Here is a 16,428-nt window from a genome sequence, read left to right as displayed (position 1 = left end):
TACGGTGCTCGATGCTTGCCCATTTTGGCACCCCCTTTTTCCAAAGGATAGGTGTCCGTTTTGGCGGGTCAATCTCACACCTCGTCTACTTTTTGAGCGCGCTCGGCCTTCGGCACCTTGCGCATTTGCAGGCCGAACTCGACGTTCTCCGCTGCCGTCATGTGCGGAAAGAGTGCGTAACTCTGAAAGACAATGCCGAGGCCGCGCTTGCTTGGATGGACGTTAGTGAGGTCTTTTCCGGCGAGCCAGATGCTACCCTTGGTCGGCTCAACGAACCCAGCAATCATTTGCAGGGTGGTCGATTTTCCACAGCCTGAGGGACCAAGCAGCGTCACGAACTCACCCTTCGCTACGTCAAGCGTGAAAGAGTCCACACTGACCTGGGAGTCGTAACACTTGGTCAATCCTTCTATTGTGAGGAAACCCATAGCTCGTCTTTCCTGAGATTGAAAGGGACCGCTCCGCAAATCCGCGGAGCGGCGTGGACCATCAAAGGTCAGCGATTTGCGTGGAGCGCATCGCGTCTGCGTCGTAGCCGTGATGCTCGCGGAGGGTGCGCCAGCGTTCGACGACAGCCTTCAGAACCGGAACCGACGAACCCGTCTGCTCGGCAAGAGCCAGCATCAAACTGATGTCCTTTTCCAAGAGACCCATCGTCATGCCGGAGTTGAATGCGCCCGTGAGGACGAAGGCCGGGTAGTTCTTTTCGGTGATGCGACTGCCGCCACTGGAAGCATTGACAACCGTAACAAGGTCTTCAACCGGGACACCAGCTCGGGAACCGACGAAGAATGCCTCTCCTGCAGCTACACGGTTGGCTGCGGTCAGGACGTTGTTGACGAGCTTCGCGATTTGACCTGTGCCGCTCATCCCGATTGCCTTTACCGTCGTGCCAAGTGCATTGAGGATGGGCATAGCCGCCTCGATATCATCGTCGCTTCCACCGACCATAATCGAGAGCGTTCCCTCTGCGGCGCCCCGTGCACCGCCACTGACCGGCGCATCGACTAGCGCGTGCCCTTGCCCCGCCAGCTTCTTGCCCAATTCAATTGTCAGAGTCGGGGAATTCGTCGACGCATCGATAACGAGCGTGGCCGGTCTACTCGTCTTGAGCAAGCCGTTCTCGCCGAGCACCGCACCGACGTGCTCGGGACGCGGCAGCGAAATGACAACGGTCCGAGCTCGGTCCAATACCTGCTCAAGGCTGTCGACCACCAGTACGCCGTCGCTTCCCTCAGAAGCACGCTTGCGCGCAGGTTCGGAGACGTCGTACGCGATGACGTTGTAGCCTTTTCGAGCCAGCGCCTTGACCATTCCGCCGCCCATGTTTCCCAGTCCGATAACTCCGACCGGTCCGCGGGTCTGCGCGTCTTGATTTGCCATTTGAAACTCCTGTACTTGCTTTCGTTAATGTGCTGAGAGAGCCGCTTACGCCGTCGCGTCCGCGAGTACCTTTTTTGCGACCCTGAAACCCTCTGCGCCTGCGGCCACACCTGCATAGACCGAGGCTTGGAGCAAGACCTCCTTAATCTCGTCCGCCGTGGCTCCGTGCCTGACCGCTGACTTCATGTAGAGCTCCAGCTCAGGTGCGCGGCCGAGCGCAATCATCGTCGCAACGTTAAGAAGCGAACGCGTCTTGTAGTCCAGGACACCACGGCCCCAAATGGCGCCGAAGATGTAAGCTATTTGCTGTTGCCGAGACTCCTTAGTGAAGGGGTCATCGGTTGCCGTGTTGCGTACGTGCTCGCTGCCGAAAACTTCTTCACGGACCTTGTGCCCGTAGGCGAGGAGTTCGCCCGGCCCATACGTCGGCTCCGATTCGCTCGGCATTTGGTTCTGGAGTCCGGCCTCCGTGACCACGGTCAAGGCAACCCCAAAGGCGGCGGCGCCAGCGGCCACGCCAACGTAGGCAGCCGATTGCAGCAACACCTCGCGAATCTCGATGGGCGTCGCGCCGTTCTTCAAGGCGCCGCGAACATGGTCAGCCAACTGATTCGGCAGCTTGAGCGCGGTGAGCGTCGCAATGTTCAGAAACCCGCGAGTCTTGTAATCGAGATTCGGACGACTCCAGATGGACGCCCAGTTATATTCGATGCCGAAGTCACGCATCACACGTGAAAACTCATCGGTCTTGGCTGCCTGCGCCTGGGCGTAATCGGGGCCGAAAACCGAAAGGCGAGTTTCCGTTCCTTTATCAAACTGCGCTATGTCCATCATCAGAGAAACTCCTTATTCAGTAGTTGTACTTAATTAACGGGTCTGGAATATAAAGTTTGTTGAGCGCCGTCCGCGTTATTTTTGGATGATGCGATTGAACTGTTGCGTCCACTCAGCTCGTTTCGAGTTGACGACGTTCCAGTCGGGCATCTGCAGCGACGAAATCTGTGATTCCCCATAAGGGACCTTGCTTTGCAGGTCAGGCGGCAACACTACCTTGCTGTTCGCGGGGCCCGCGTAGAACTTCTTCGCGATGACTGTTTGCGATTCCGGGCTCAGCAACGTTTCGACGAACTTCATCGCAGCCGGCTTGTTCTGTCCCCCGGCCACGGCGCACGCAGCCATTCCGCCCGCATATGCGCCCTCTTTCGGATACACGAAGGCGACGGGAAATCCTGTGTCGGCCAAAGCGGCGGTGCGAGTGCTCCCATTGACAGCTAAGACAGCCTCGCCGGCCTGGAAAATCTGATTCATGTCTGCAGGCGTCGGCGAGAATGCTGCTACATTCGGAGCGTAGTCGGCCTTAAAGACCTTGAAGGCTGGTTCGACATTCGAATCGGTCCCTCCCCCCAATCGATTGATTGCGAGGAAGCCCGCCAACCCAAAACCGTTACTGAGCGGAGGGAAGACGACTTTTCCTTTGTATTTCGGGTCTTTCAGGTCGCTCCAAGATGTCGGCGGAGCCCAATTGTTTTGCTTGAAGACCTTCGTGTTGTACATCAGACCGTTGGCTGCAACGCCAATCATGGTGGCGTTGTTCCCGTACACCTTAAGTGACGGATAGACATTGTTATAGACGGAACTGGATTCGAGAGGGCGACAGAGTCCGAGCGCTACAGCCTGACGCATAGGACCGTCGTCGAGCATGACAACGTCGATTTGTTCATTGCCCTTTTGGGCGATGATTTTTGCGAGATTATCCGTTGAGTTACCTGCGACGTACGTAATTTTGCTGGACTGTGCCTTTTCAAAGCCCGGCGCGACATCTTGTCGAATCAGGTCTTCGAATACTGCCCCAAAGCCGGCCACAACGAGGTCTGCCGCATTGGCTTGTTGATAGGCCGCGAGTCCGAGGGCGGTAAGTAGGGCTGCCTTACCGGAGATAGTCAGAACACGTCTCTTCATTGGAAATCTCCTAAGTTTTCACTGTCCGACTTACGGCGCTTCGGCAAAAGACGACCTTCGGAACAGTAGGCATCTATGGTTTTGTTCTGCCGTGATTCGATTAAGCATCGGCATTATTTTGGTGACCAGTGCCGTCCAGTGTTGCGAGCGTTGCCGAAAACTCAACGCCTAATTCAAGGTCATTTGCAGACGGATGATATTGTGCGGTGCGGAAAAGAATCTCTTGCCGCTTTCGTGCAAGTACCAAAGGCTTTCGTACGCGCAAGGCCACGTTCCGCTGCAACGCAGCACATGAGGACTTGGCTGGAAACCTGGGCTGGTAGAGACGGACGCTAGGTGATTCCACCAATGCGAGGAAGACGCCGGAGCGAGCCACGGGCTGCGGATAGTTTTGAAGATTTTGGCTTCCTTGAGCACGGGATGGAGCACGGACGGTATCAGGTCGGACCTCGCCTCCTCGAACTGACAACGAATATCCTCGCTGCGTCGATGTTGCACGGCCCTCTCAATGCGCTCCTGATGGAACTGTCGCGCCGGACTGCTGAGACGGTAAGCCAAGGCGTACTGCGTGGCTCCGGTGGCTTATATCGATAGTGCCATCGGGAATTCGCCGCTGACATTGAATTTTCAGAAGGGTCACAGTGCGCCGGCACACTGCACCTCGAGCGGGCGCGTATTTCTCGCGAACATGGAGAAGAAGCAGCTCGACGCTACATGCTCAGTGGGCCGTGGGAACCTATCACCCCGTAAACCATCGTTGACCCTGACCGTCTGCGACTAAAAATCGAACAAGTACGAAAGCAAGGCTACGCGACCAACGACTCCGAGTTCGCGATTGGCGTAGTCGGTGCCGCGGTTCCAATCTCAGGACCCAACGGCCGAATCATCGCGTGCTTGAGCATCTCGGCTCCAAAGGCACGCAAATCGCTCGAAGAAATCACGCTGCTCATACCCGTGTTGCAGGCTGCGTCTCTTCGCATCACCAAAATCCTCGGCGCAATCGAAGAAGTTGAGTCGGACGAGGAAGCTGAAGCGAAGGTTCCTCGCCGCATGCGCTCGTAACTGTCGCAACTCTCAGCAACAGCAACGGTTAGTATGCTGCAGCCCAACCGTCCCGTCTCGGGTCCGAGGCTGCCACCTTGGCACCATTGTCTAATACACGGATACAAGCAACGCTGCAGGGACCTTCACGATACGGAACTTCGACCAGTTGGTGACCCCGTTCTCTGAGTCCATCGCGCACTGCGCTCGGCATCGTGTCTTCGACAGTCAGCGCGTCGTCGCCTCCATGCGGCCAATTTGCGCTTTGTCCCGTCTGCGAACTGCTCCAACGCGGCGCTTCAACTAGGCTCTGGGGGTCGATGTCGTAGTCGATTAAGCCAACCGCGATTTGTAAGTTGGTCTGAACCTGGTCGTCCGCTCCTGGTGTGCCGAAGACGGCCCAGACCTTCCCATCCTTGAGCACCATCGGCGCGTTCATCGTGTGACGAACGCGCTTGCCTGCTGCCAACTTGTTGGGGTGCTCCGCATCCAGATGCCAACAGTTCATTCGATTGTTGAGAAGGATGCCAGAGCGCTCCAAGGCAATGCCCGAGCCAAAGCAGGTGTTCAGGCTTTGAATTGCAGACACAGCGTTGCCCCATCGGTCAACGACACAGAAATAGGTCGTGTTGCCCTCTCCGGGTGTAGGTCGAAGTGGGCGTGTCGCGCTGCGGCGCAAGTCAATTTCCTCGGCCAAGGTCTGCAGATAACGCTCATCCAACATCTCGTCGAGCGGGATTGACACGAACGAAGGGTCAGCGCCGAACTTCTCACGCTCGACGAATGCCAGCTTCTTTGCCTCGATGAGAAGGTGCGCGACCTCGGCCGACAGGAACGCCGCGTCTCGCGGCAACCGGGCTTCGACAAGCTTAAGTGCTTGCAGTAGAACGAAGCCCGTAGAGTTCGGCGGCGTCTGATGTATCTCGTAACCGCGGTAATTGACGCCGATGGGAGCTTGAACTTGCGGCTGGAAGCTCGAAAGGTCATCTGCCGTAATCGGGACGCCGGCTTCATGCATATCCGAAGCAATCAGTTGGGCGAGTGCCCCCCGGTAGAACCCCTCAGCCCCATTGTTTGCGAGCAATTCGAGCGAAGCCGCGAGATGAGGCTGAACGATGAACTCTCCAATCTGCGGCGCCTCCCCATTTCGCAGGAAAAGCTGCGCCGCATGTGAGAACGGTCGGATTTCGTGAGCGTACTTAGCAGCGAATCGTTGATAGACGTGCGTCACGCCTACTCCGTGTTTCGCTGCCTCAATCGACGGTGCCACCAACTCAGCCCACGGCATACTTCCTTGCTGCGCGTGCATTAGGCCAAGGGCGCCAATCGCGCCAGGCACAGACACGCTTTCGGGTCCTCGAGTAGGAAGTTGCGTCATCCCATCCTTCACCGCCCGAGCTGGCGCAAAGCCAGAACCGTTGTAGACCGCCCCTCGCGACGAGTTCGCGAAAAAGCAATGATAGAACCCGTCGCCGCCGAGACCAGACATGTGTGGCTCCGCAACCCCTAGAGCGAGCGACACAGCAACTGCCGCATCAACCGCGTTCCCACCTGCGCGCAGGACGTCGAGGCCAGCCTGCGTCGCAACAGGATGGTTACTTGCCACGGCTCCCGACTTCCCTACGCGCATCGGGCGATGTGCTCTTTGGACTTTCATTTCACCTTCCTGCAGGTCGAGGATTAAGTGGCTGGCTCACTCAGTGACGAGTCTCCGGCGCAACTACAATGTTGCAGCCAAGCTCAACAGCGCGCATGGAACCATATAAACGGCAGAAGCTACATCGCTTGCCGCATATAGCCCAATGATAGAAACAATGAAGGGCGTGAATCCACCGAATATCGTGGTCCCAATGTTGTAGCTCAACGACATACCGGTGGCTCGTGTCTCGGGTGGAAATGCCTCAGCCATAAGGGCCGGAAGCGCACCGTAGTACATCGCCTTGAGCGTCGCCGGCCAGAACATCACGCCTATCAGCATCCACACGCCAACAAACGTCTTGAGCAGGAAGAACGCGGGTACTATAGTCACGGCGAACAGAATTGCGGCGATTACCATCAAACGCGTACGGCCCACTCGGTCCGAAAGTATGCCAACAATCGGCGTCCCAAGGGTCAGCACGATTCCCGCGATGAGATTGGCTGTGAAAGCCGAGCTACTGGGCAAGTGCAGGTGCTTTACGGCAAACACCGGCATGTACATGATGACGTGTGCAGCAACCGTGGAAACTATCAACGCACCGACCGCCAGAGCGACGTTTGTTTTCTGATTCAGGGCGACTTCCTTCACCGGCGAACGCTCACGGGTCGCGGACTTGAACTCAGCGCCCTCGTCCACGTGAGTACGAATGTAGAGGCCAACGGGGCCTACGAGCAAGCCGAACAAAAATGGCAGGCGCCAGCCCCAGTCGTCGACCTGTTGATGTGTGAGTAGAAGAGAAAGCGTCAGACCGAATACCGATGCAATCACCGTGACGAAACCTTGGCTGGCGAACTGGAAGCTCGCGATAAAGCCACGTCGTCGAGGGTCGTTTTCGACGAGCAACGCGGTCGAACTTCCAAACTCACCGCCAGCTGACACGCCCTGAATCAACCGGGCCATCAGGATGCCCGCCGGTGCCCAAAGCCCGATTTGCGCGTAGGTGGGCATGATGGCGATGAGAAGCGTGCCGACCATCATCATGGCAATCGAAATCAACATCGAGAACTTCCGACCGACTCTGTCAGCCATGGCGCCTAGCCAGAGAGCCCCGACTGGTCGCGCTAGATAGGAGACGCCGAACGTCCCATATGCAAGTAGGATAGATACGCCATCACTACCCGCGGGGAAAAACGCCTTCGAAATTGACACCGCGAAGTAGCCGTAGACAACGACGTCGAACCACTCCAGTGCATTTCCAATCGATGAAGCGACGATGAGTCGACGTAACGCCGACGAGGAGCGAGGCACGGACGCAACTCGCTCTAGCGCATGGCTATTCATTGAATGTCTCCAGATATAGTTCGAATTGTTGATGGTTTGGTCGTTTCTGCGACCAGGTATTACTTCGGACTTGATTCGCCTAAGTCCCAAAACAGTCCCGCCATCAGTTGCAGCCCCTCGCGCGCGACGGACGCAAGAAGATGCTCGTTCGGAGCGTGCTGAGAACACGCTGGGTATGAGTGAGGGACCCAGACTGTTGGAAGTGAAAGTGTCCGGGCGAAGACGCTATTCGGAAGCGTGCCGCCAAGGTTCGGAAGGACGGCAACTTTCCTCTGTGCGGTCTCCTCGAGAGACCTCACAGCCCACTGCGCCCATGGTGAATCCGGGTCAAGTCGCGTCGCGAGGCTGCCGACTTTGACGGATACCTGAACCATTGAATAACCGGCCTCATCCAGATGGCGGCGAATGCCTTCCTCGATTTCCTCAACAGGCGTGTCGACCACGTAGCGCAATTGGCAGTGAGCCACCGCAGTCGATGGAATCGCTCCAATTGGCTTGTCGACGTCGGCGGACCGAATCGCGAGGACCTCGAAAGTGTTCCAGCCGAAGAGGCGCTCGGTTGGAGTAAGTCCTCGCTCCCCCCAGTCAACATCGACCTCGGGGTCGCCAGGTCCGCCGCCAACCTCGATGTCAGAGAGGGCCGCCTTGACAGATGCCGGCAGAGAACGCGGCTTCATGCAATCGAGCAAGATTTCTCCTCGCCCGTTGACCAGTTCGCCTATAGCACCAACAAGGGTCGTGGCTGGATTGCGCAGAAGGCCACCCCAATTGCCAGAGTGATGGGCGCCTTCTCGCAAATCTGCCTCGAGTCGAATGCTCACTATCCCACGAGAGCCGAAGAAGACCGTCGGTCGAGCTGCCGAAAGGCGCGGGCCATCAGATGCAATTAGCAGGTCAGCGGCCAACCGCTGCGCTTGCAGGCGACAGAACTCGTCGAGCCCTGGCGACCCACACTCCTCCCCTGTCTCAATGAGAATCTTGACGTTGAATCCGAGTTTTCCGCTGCGAGCGGAATGCACGCACTGTAGTGCTGCGATGTTGATGGAGTGCTGACCTTTATTGTCGGCCGTACCACGTCCATACCAACGGTCCCCGACCTCGGTCAACTCCCAGGGATTCAACCCGTCCTTCCAACGGTCGGCCATCCCCCGGACGACGTCGCCATGTCCGTATATCAAGACCGAAGGAAGGTCCGATGATTCGATGCGCTCTGCAACTAGGAACGGCCCCCCGCTCTCCACGGGATTCGGAAGCAGGGTCACATCGAACCCCATCTTTTCGAGCGCTGGCCGCATGTCATCTTCGAGATATGCCGTAAGGCACGGGCGCTTCTCAAGCTCCTGACTCTCGGATTCGTAAGCAACTCGGCGAGCTAGGTCGGCGAAGAACTCGCCGGAATCGAAGTGCTGACGGGCTTGTGCAATGGCTTCTGACCGGCTCAAAATGAAGTCTCCAATCTGTCACGGGAACGCTGCTCATCGAGATGACAACGTTTTGAGCCAGTTTAGGAAGCATTCATCTAGGCAACAATTAGAATCAAAATAACGACCGATTGCCAAAAAGGCAAAGCTCATGAAAACCTCGTTGCACGGAATCGGACTCCGGTACTTCGTTGAAGTCGCTCGCACCGGCTCGCTGTCTGACGCATCGGTCGCTCTACACGTTGCGACCTCGGCTATCAGTCGTCAGGTGGCGAAACTGGAAGAGGAGTTGGGCTGTCAGCTGTTCGACCGGCTTCCCCGAGGAATGGTATTGACCGAAGGCGGTCGGAAGCTGATGGCGTATGCGACTCGAAGCATGCTAGACGGCGAACACATCGCCAACGAACTACGCGGATTGGACCTTGAGCGGACAGGCACCGTTAGAGTCGCCTGCACGCAAGGCTTTGCATACAGCTTCTTACCCGCAGCAATCGCTAGCTTCCTAGATGGACACCCGAAAGTGAAGTTTCAACTTTACGTCGGCTCGCCAAGCGTCGTGGCCCAACGAGTCCGGGACGGTGAGTCCGACGTGGCGCTTTCCTTCAGCCTGCGGCCCATTTCTGGAGTCCACATAGAGCACAGCGAGCCTGCATCCATCTACGTCCTCATGCGTCAAGACGACCCTCTTGCGAGCCGTCGTCACTTATCAATGGCGGACCTGGCCGGCAGGCACTTCCTCCTTCCTGAACAGGGGACCACACTTCGTGAGCTGGTTGAAATTGCAGCCGAACTAGCGGGTGTAGACTTAGACCCAGTGCTCGAGAGCAACAACAGCTATGCGATGTACGCGTTCGCGAAGAAGACGGGAGCCTTGATGTTCACGGCAATCGTGTCAGTCTCGGGTCGATATGAGGAGGACGGCTTCCTCGCTATTCCGTTGAAAGATGACGTTCTCGGGCGCCGCGAATTTCAGATTCAGACAATGTCAGGGCGGGTCCTTCCACCGTTGTTGGCAGACTTCTGCGAGCATGTGAAAGTTCAAAAGAAGCTGGTCAGCACGCTGACGCGTAGCCGGAAGAAAACGATGGCATGATGAGTACCCATCGCAGTCCAACGAGTAGGCGCCTTACCTGTCGGCAGTTCGCTCCGTTTCGGGTCCTATTCGAGCAACCCTTTCCCTTGAAACGAGCGCGTCGCTGGGTCGATAAGTGAATCAGCGATTGCGCAGTCGATATCGCACTGCACCATCGATTCCCGTCGGCTAACGTCAACGCCGCACCATTCCGGACGTTAATGAGGCAAGGCGCTCGGCCTTATCTCTCCCGGAGAATAGATATGAACAAGATTTTTGCAGTCGCTTTGGCAGCATTCTTCTCGGTCGGTATCGCGTGCGCCCAAACGTCTGCTCCAGCTGCGGCGTCTGCCGCCAAAGCCGCGCCGGCTGCGGCAGCAACGTCGAGCTGTGAGTCCCAAGCAATCGACAAGAACGGCAAGCCGCTCGCCGGCGCAGCAAAAACTTCATTCATCAAGAAATGCCAAAGCGGCAATAAGGCCAATGTCACAACCGCATGCGAGAGCAAAGCTGTGGGCAAAGACGGTAAGCCCCTCGCCGGTGCTGCCAAAACATCGTTCATGAAAAAGTGCGAAGCTGATGCCGGCAAATAAATCTTGAGCCGAAGAAGGCGGGTCCGATGGCCGTTGGGTGCGTGCTGATTCGGGTCCGCCTTCTCCACCCCTTTGCGATTTACGTTGGCCGAGTTTTGTTACCCCCATCGTCGTCGCTTTCTTGACCGTTCACCTCTGGCAGACATCCTCCCGCGCGAATTCGGGAATAACCTCATTGAGTTTTCGTTTCGGAAAAGCCTCTTCTCGCACTATTCTGATGAGGGTTATGTCATAGTTCGCCAAGTTACCCCCAAGGAGGCGACCATGAGCACCCTCGAGAACATTCAGGCTCGGATGAAGAAGCTACAAGCGCAAGCCGAGACCATCCTTGCTAAGCAAGCGCAAGCGGCAGTGGACCAAATACGCGAATTGATGCTCAAGCACGGGCTTACCACTGCAGACATTGAAGCCAAGGCGAAAGCGAAGAGAGACGCAAAGGCAAGCGGTCGCACTGCCGTCAGTCGAGGCGTCAACGCGTCGAGCTCAAGCAAGGGCAGATTGCCAGCAAAGTATCAGAATCCGAAAACCGGTGAGACATGGAGCGGACATGCTCGGCCACCGGCCTGGATTAAAGACGTGAAAGACCGAACGAAGTTTCTCATCGATGGCACCGATGTCGCGTCTCCAACAAGGACGGTCGCTGCGTCCAGCGGAAAGACTCCGGCTCGCAAGGTGCAATCAAAGGGGGCGCTGCCTGCAAAGTATCGAGACCCCAAGTCCGGTGCAACGTGGAGTGGCCGCGGCCCTGCTCCCAAGTGGCTTGCCTCCGCCAAGGACCGGACCAAGTTTCTGATTGAGCAAACTTCTGCCGCCGCATCGGACGCGTTGACCACTTTCAAGTCGAGCACGTCGAAAGCTGCACGGAAAGTCGGTGCTGTGGGCAAGAAGGTTGGGGCCAAGAAGGCGGCATCTAAGAAGTCAGCGGGCACCAGGAAAGTGGATACGAAGAGCTCAGCAAAGGCGAGCGCCGCTGCAAGAAATACTTCTGCTCGCAAACCGACTTCGCGCAAAGCCACGGCGACGACCGTGTTGACGCCTGAAACAGCGACGATGGCATTGGCGTAAGGCTTCCGGCGACAGTCCGCGAGAGTCGTCAAGGCTGCCAACAGATGACCGGGCTTGTTCGAAGCGGCAAGGTATCGTGGGCGACTTGGCGCGAGCAGTTCTTTGAAGAGAAGGGGCTAGCACGCCCGTCGGCTCAGCGACACCGGGTTCGGGCCACCGACTTCATCGGTTCCTAACGCTTCTGTCCGCCTTCTCGCAGTCTCACGCCAGTTGCTGTCGCACCATCGCGAATGCGAGCGAAGAAGTGGCGGGTTTCCAACGCTGTTGGGGCTTTCGGCAGATGCATGCGAGACGATTTGGTCTCCAACGCAGAAAGCCATTTGCCAATTTCCGCAACGGAACCCTTGAACGGACGAGTTCCGTTGTGGGCATCCTTTCCTGTTGCGAAGATGCTTGATGGTGCAGTGCGACTCCAATGCCTTTTGCATCCGCTGGCAGCGCTCGATGCCAGTCGCCACCCGAGCAAAGTTTCCTTCGGACGGACCCGCGAAGATATTGACTCGACCGGTTGATTCCTAAGAGCGGCCCTATAATGTTGTGCGACACTTGCCGCGTTAGCAAAGCGAGTGGCTTATCAAGGCGACTTGTTGGAAGTGTCCATCGGAGCGCGGAGCGCGGTTCTTTACCATTGTGTGTACCGTATCGACATGCTGTAGGCCTAACTTAAGAAGCTGTGCGCCCAGAGCGCTCCCGCTAGGGAGGTCGATGCGCAAGAGAACACCTTCAAATCTGCGGAGGAGATAACGTACGAGACATTCTCCGTTATCCACACTTCGAACCACCGGTGTGATTACCGGGCCGATTGCATACCCTCGTCCAAACCGTCGAAAAAGTGCGAAGCCCATCAGAGCGCCATTACGTTCAAGGCCGATTCCTGAAGAGCTATCTAACAACAACGGCAAAAGACCGTCACGGTCAAATCCGCTGCCCCGCGAAGCGAGTTCAATCAGTCGCGGCAAATCGCTTTTGCAGAGCGGGCGCAGCCTCTCTCCCGCAACCGGAAACACCTCTGAGGCCCGATGCACGGCTCCCTGAAACTGTTCGACCGAGCCAGTAAGCACGAACTCCTGCTGCATGTACGCTTCCACTCTATCGGTGGGCGCGTTCAAAACGACGCTCCGTTCCCCGGTCTCCTCAGAGATGCGGTCCATCAGGACGCGCTCCACATCACACTGTGCGTACTGTGGCGATGACATCACTAGCCCGACGGTCGCGCTACCCGCGCCGAACTTCCAAAAGACCGCGGTACCTACGATAGCGGTACCGTCCTCTGCGACGACAATTTGGCCGGTGTTGGCTGCGAAGCGCCACTCCTCCGGGCGGTGCGGCCAGCCTAGACTGGACGACAATCCGTAAGCTTGCTCCAAGTCGTTGGCACGACCAGTTCGGTAGGAAAGTGCGCGCGACATAGCAGTTCGCCCGTGGTTGCGTCTTCACAAAATACACGAATCAACCGGGGAGCTATAGGACGAAACGACTTTTCGAGAAGACGCACCCATCATCCTGAGACGCCGCCGGCAGGGCCATTAAGCTCGGACGAGGACATATTCCCGGAATACCCTCCGCCAGCCGTACCGAGCACCGTCAAGATACTAGGCGGCAAGCGTCGAGCCCGTTCCGACGCGGTTCGTCGTACAGAAACGGCTTAGTCGCCTGTGACAAGCTCTTGTTGCGGCTTTCCCTTCTCGCCGTCACAGTGACAGTGCTCCCGATAGAGACTGGGACCTAATGCAACCGTCATACTGCGCTTCAGTGCCCCGCCGACCTCCCATTTAGTAACCGGCCGAGCGAGCCGAAGGTTACAGATGGCTGTGCCTGCTCACCGGAAGGTCTGCCATTCGTACCTGTGCCGCGTACCAACTCTGCCCGACATCTCATCGACCAACTCTTTGGTGAGCACGAGATTAGCAGGGAGACCAATCTCGAGACGTCGTATTTGTCTGCCGTGTGCAAGCTGGTAGGCTCGGAATTAGGGCTGGGATTCGCTGACCCGTTCAGCATCGACGACCAGAAAGACCGAGTCACACCGCATTGATGGAACCGTCCTTGGATTTTCGCGTCGGGCTCGTCTACCTAAGTCATCGCCCGCTATCGAGAATGGGTCGAACATTCATTATGTTTATGAAGGACCACCGGGATAAGCTCTTGAAGCGCGTGCAGACGGCTGCTCGATGCGACGGCCATCATTTCTCGCGCGGCCACCATTCGGTGCCAGCAACGCGCTGGCTGTCAGTGAGCGAGCGAAGCGCTGTCCCGATTGCCAGTTGCGGATAGAGCTCGTCAATCTGCTCCATGTCCGACAGCATTTCACGCTCGAGCCAGTCGACTATCTGAGAAATCACTGGGCGTAGCGAATCCTGTCGGGAAACGAGGCAAAAAAACCGTTCCGTTGTCGCGGCGATTTTCTCCGCAGGTACCAGCACTCCGTTTGCGAGCCAGTAGGAAACCGACGCGAGCCATCCAAGCGCTACGCCCTGCCCAGAAATCGCGGCCTGGACGACGACCGAATAGTCCGAAAAGCTCAGGTTTGCGCACGCCTCCTCAGTCCACCTCCGCCGCGAGAGGAAAGGCTGGTGCCATTCGCGTTCATTCGCGTCGAGGTCGATGAGCGTGTCGCCGTGGACTTCCTTTTCCCCATTGGCGTCACCGCGGTTCTCGTAACTTCGACTGCAGATTGGCACGAGAATCTCCGGAGCCACCACATGGACGCCCGCGCCGAACTGGTCGTCTCGGTAGTAGCGAATCCCAATGTCGACATCCCCCAGCGGGCCGTTGAGCATTGCCGGAATCAACTGAAATCGAAGCTCGACGTGAGGAAAAGCCTTGGTTAGCTGATGCATCCGCGGCATGAGCCAGTGGGTGGCGAACGCTGTGGACACGGACAGGGTCACAGTCTCTGCACCGGTCTTCTTCGCCTCGATTTCCTCTATGGCGCGGTCAATCCGACCGAGTCCGTCCGTGACACCTGCGAACAGAATTCGCCCGTATTCCGTGAGCTCCATTCCGCTGTTGAGCCGCTCAAACAGGCGCACTCCAAGGCGCTCCTCCATCTTCGACAACATCCGGCTCACCGCCGGTTGGCTGACGTAAAGGTCCTGCGCCGCGCGCGTGAAATTTCCACAACGGGCGGCCGCCTCGAAGACGAACAGCGCATGAGCGCTCGGGAGCTTTCTGAGTAGAGACAACATAACTTGAGTTTATACCGGTCTAAGTATTTGGCAATTGTGACCAAAAAAAATCGCCACTAGGATTGGCACATTGGCGGTGCAGCGGCCTTGCAGTCCAAGACCACCGACACTACGGGTATAACCTAATGTAACTACGGAAGCCGTCGGCTTCACCGTCGCACGTTAAAGTTTCAGCACGGTCGTTCAACGCAATCCCGGAAGGCAATTCCCTGTTTGGAAGAGCCACTTCGCATGAACGTTGGAAACGCATATCCATCAGGAGTACGACGTGATACACAGAAAGATAAAGTTTGACGACCTACCCACGAACTCTTTCCACAGACGCATTGCATTCTTGGCAGCGGGCGGGCCATTCTGTGATGGCTACCTGTTCGGCATCATCGTGGTTGCGCTTCCGTTCATTGCGAAGAACCTAGTCTTGAGCAGTGTCCAAGTAGGCTTGCTCGGCTCGGCGAGCTTGATTGGGATGTTCATCGGCGGCATCGTCTTCGGCCCGATGACGGATAAATTTGGCCGGCAGTCGCTCTACGTTTTGAATCTGCTGACGTTCCTGCTTGGTTCATTAGCATTCTTCTTGACGAAGGACTTCACGTCGCTGTTCATCGTGCGACTGATTATGGGAGTTGCGCTCGGCGCCGACTATCCGATTGCTACTGCGTTGGCATGCGAGTTCCTTCCGAAGAAGCTGCGGGGTCCCATTCTTTCGAGTTTGATGGTTTGCTTCTGGATTGGCTTCACCGTAAGCCTAGCTGTTGGCTTCTTCGTGCCCGCGAATGACTCGAGCGTCTGGCACATCATTCTCGCGAGCTCCGCGATTCCGTCGGCAATCTTTCTCGTTCTGCGCTTCAACGTTCCTGAATCTCCTCGATGGCTTCTCTCAGTTGGGAAGGTTGAAGAGGCTCGCGCCGTTGTCATGAAGTATCTGGGCGAAAACTGCGACTTCGATAGCCTCAAGCGCGAAACACCGTTAGCCACCAAACGCCGGGGACTGGGACTGTCCAGCATTCGCGAACTGTTCGCACAAGGCTATGGCCGTCCGCTGCTCTTCTGCGGGGTGTTCTGGACATGTCAAATCGCCCCCTCACTTGCGATTAAGACGTTCCAGCCCATGCTCCTGCAGACCTTCGGCGTTACTCAGGCACTTCAAGGGACGTTGGTAATCATCTCGTTCGCGGTCTTGGGCACCATCGTTGGAATGCTTGTCATCAACCGCATCGGCCGGCGCAGCCTCCTCCTGTGGTCATACGTGCTGTCGACTGCGGTTCTTTTTCTCCTCGCAACCCCTGCATCCAACATCGCCTGGGCTGCAATCCTCTGCTTCGTCGCGTTCACGCTTGCTGAAGCAGCTGGCTCGGCTCTGCAGTTCGTCTACCCGAACGAAGTATTCCCGACGGAGATTAGAGCAACTGGCATGGGGCTCGCCATGTCCTTGAGCCGCCTGGGCAGCGCCGCTGCAACGTTCTTGATGCCTGTGACGCTGGAATCGCTCGGTCGCTCCGGAGGGCTTGCAATTGCAGGCGCAATTTCAGCGGTCGGGCTGGTCGTGTCGTACTTCATGGCTCCAGAAACCAAGGGACTCACGCTCTCCGAGTCCGGGCGCGCTCAGCACAACATCGGAACAGCGCCCATTGAAAAAGAGGCTTGACGCAGATGCTGAAGGACAGCTTCAGCCACCCGTGAGATTGTTTCCACCCTTATATCAATCAACATCCTTCGGAGATGTGCA

General features: G+C 57.1%; 13 protein-coding genes and 1 pseudogene. 5 read left to right on the top strand and 9 right to left on the bottom strand.

Features of this window, described 5'->3' with window-relative positions; genetic code table 11:
- Nucleotides 1–80: 80 nt before the first annotated feature.
- From AWB79_RS27365 to AWB79_RS27350, 4 genes and pseudogenes are all read right to left on the bottom strand, one after another.
- Nucleotides 81–428, bottom strand: a pseudogene (locus tag AWB79_RS27365) (ABC transporter ATP-binding protein); the annotation flags it as partial.
- A 61-nt stretch (nucleotides 429–489) separates the two neighbouring features.
- Nucleotides 490–1,383 (bottom strand): NAD(P)-dependent oxidoreductase, encoded by an 894-nt coding sequence (locus tag AWB79_RS27360; protein ID WP_061170575.1) that lies wholly within the window; start codon nucleotides 1,381–1,383, stop codon nucleotides 490–492.
- A gap of 45 nt (nucleotides 1,384–1,428) precedes the next feature.
- Nucleotides 1,429–2,217: a carboxymuconolactone decarboxylase family protein gene (locus AWB79_RS38955; RefSeq protein ID WP_082862482.1), complete on the bottom strand. Its 789-nt coding sequence runs from the start codon at nucleotides 2,215–2,217 to the stop codon at nucleotides 1,429–1,431.
- A gap of 75 nt (nucleotides 2,218–2,292) precedes the next feature.
- Nucleotides 2,293–3,342: an ABC transporter substrate-binding protein gene (locus AWB79_RS27350; RefSeq protein ID WP_061170574.1), complete on the bottom strand. Its 1,050-nt coding sequence runs from the start codon at nucleotides 3,340–3,342 to the stop codon at nucleotides 2,293–2,295.
- A 753-nt stretch (nucleotides 3,343–4,095) separates the two neighbouring features.
- Between AWB79_RS27350 and AWB79_RS40855 the strand changes: the two genes are divergently transcribed.
- Nucleotides 4,096–4,404, top strand: coding sequence for an IclR family transcriptional regulator domain-containing protein (locus AWB79_RS40855; RefSeq protein WP_082862481.1), 309 nt, complete (start codon nucleotides 4,096–4,098; stop codon nucleotides 4,402–4,404).
- 28 nt (nucleotides 4,405–4,432) lie between these two features.
- Here the strand turns inward: AWB79_RS40855 and ggt are convergent, their stop codons facing one another.
- From ggt to AWB79_RS27335, 3 genes are all read right to left on the bottom strand, one after another.
- Complete coding sequence (ggt, locus tag AWB79_RS27345) at nucleotides 4,433–6,013, bottom strand: gamma-glutamyltransferase (protein WP_061170573.1); 1,581 nt, start codon at nucleotides 6,011–6,013, stop codon at nucleotides 4,433–4,435.
- A 90-nt stretch (nucleotides 6,014–6,103) separates the two neighbouring features.
- Nucleotides 6,104–7,363 (bottom strand): MFS transporter, encoded by a 1,260-nt coding sequence (locus AWB79_RS27340; protein WP_061170572.1) that lies wholly within the window; start codon nucleotides 7,361–7,363, stop codon nucleotides 6,104–6,106.
- Between the two features lie 59 nt (nucleotides 7,364–7,422).
- Complete coding sequence (locus AWB79_RS27335; RefSeq protein ID WP_061170571.1) at nucleotides 7,423–8,805, bottom strand: M20 family metallopeptidase; 1,383 nt, start codon at nucleotides 8,803–8,805, stop codon at nucleotides 7,423–7,425.
- A 130-nt stretch (nucleotides 8,806–8,935) separates the two neighbouring features.
- On the opposite strand from AWB79_RS27335, the gene AWB79_RS27330 reads away from it, so the two are divergent.
- The 3 genes from AWB79_RS27330 (at nucleotide 8,936) to AWB79_RS27320 (ending at nucleotide 11,514) form a co-directional block, all read left to right on the top strand.
- The gene (locus AWB79_RS27330; protein ID WP_061170570.1) at nucleotides 8,936–9,877 is read left to right on the top strand and encodes a LysR family transcriptional regulator; all 942 of its coding nucleotides are present in this window, start codon (nucleotides 8,936–8,938) and stop codon (nucleotides 9,875–9,877) included.
- 242 nt (nucleotides 9,878–10,119) lie between these two features.
- Nucleotides 10,120–10,449 carry a hypothetical protein gene (locus AWB79_RS38500; protein ID WP_074169436.1) on the top strand — a complete coding sequence of 110 codons (330 nt, stop codon included), beginning with the start codon at nucleotides 10,120–10,122 and terminating at the stop codon, nucleotides 10,447–10,449.
- A gap of 264 nt (nucleotides 10,450–10,713) precedes the next feature.
- Nucleotides 10,714–11,514, top strand: coding sequence for an H-NS family nucleoid-associated regulatory protein (locus AWB79_RS27320; protein WP_061170590.1), 801 nt, complete (start codon nucleotides 10,714–10,716; stop codon nucleotides 11,512–11,514).
- 554 nt (nucleotides 11,515–12,068) lie between these two features.
- Here the strand turns inward: AWB79_RS27320 and AWB79_RS39720 are convergent.
- Complete coding sequence (locus AWB79_RS39720; RefSeq protein WP_198399108.1) at nucleotides 12,069–12,590, bottom strand: GNAT family N-acetyltransferase; 522 nt, start codon at nucleotides 12,588–12,590, stop codon at nucleotides 12,069–12,071.
- A 1,107-nt stretch (nucleotides 12,591–13,697) separates the two neighbouring features.
- Nucleotides 13,698–14,702, bottom strand: a complete 1,005-nt coding sequence (locus AWB79_RS27305; protein ID WP_061170566.1) for a LysR family transcriptional regulator — start codon at nucleotides 14,700–14,702, stop codon at nucleotides 13,698–13,700.
- A 268-nt stretch (nucleotides 14,703–14,970) separates the two neighbouring features.
- Here AWB79_RS27305 and AWB79_RS27300 point away from each other — a divergent pair, with 268 nt between their 5' ends.
- The gene (locus AWB79_RS27300) at nucleotides 14,971–16,347 is read left to right on the top strand and encodes an MFS transporter (RefSeq protein WP_061170589.1); all 1,377 of its coding nucleotides are present in this window, start codon (nucleotides 14,971–14,973) and stop codon (nucleotides 16,345–16,347) included.
- The last annotated feature ends 81 nt before the right edge of the window (nucleotides 16,348–16,428 follow it).

Source organism: Caballeronia hypogeia, assembly GCF_001544875.2.
Classification (GTDB): Bacteria; Pseudomonadota; Gammaproteobacteria; order Burkholderiales; family Burkholderiaceae; genus Caballeronia; species Caballeronia hypogeia.
This window is presented reverse-complemented; position numbering and strand designations above follow the sequence as displayed.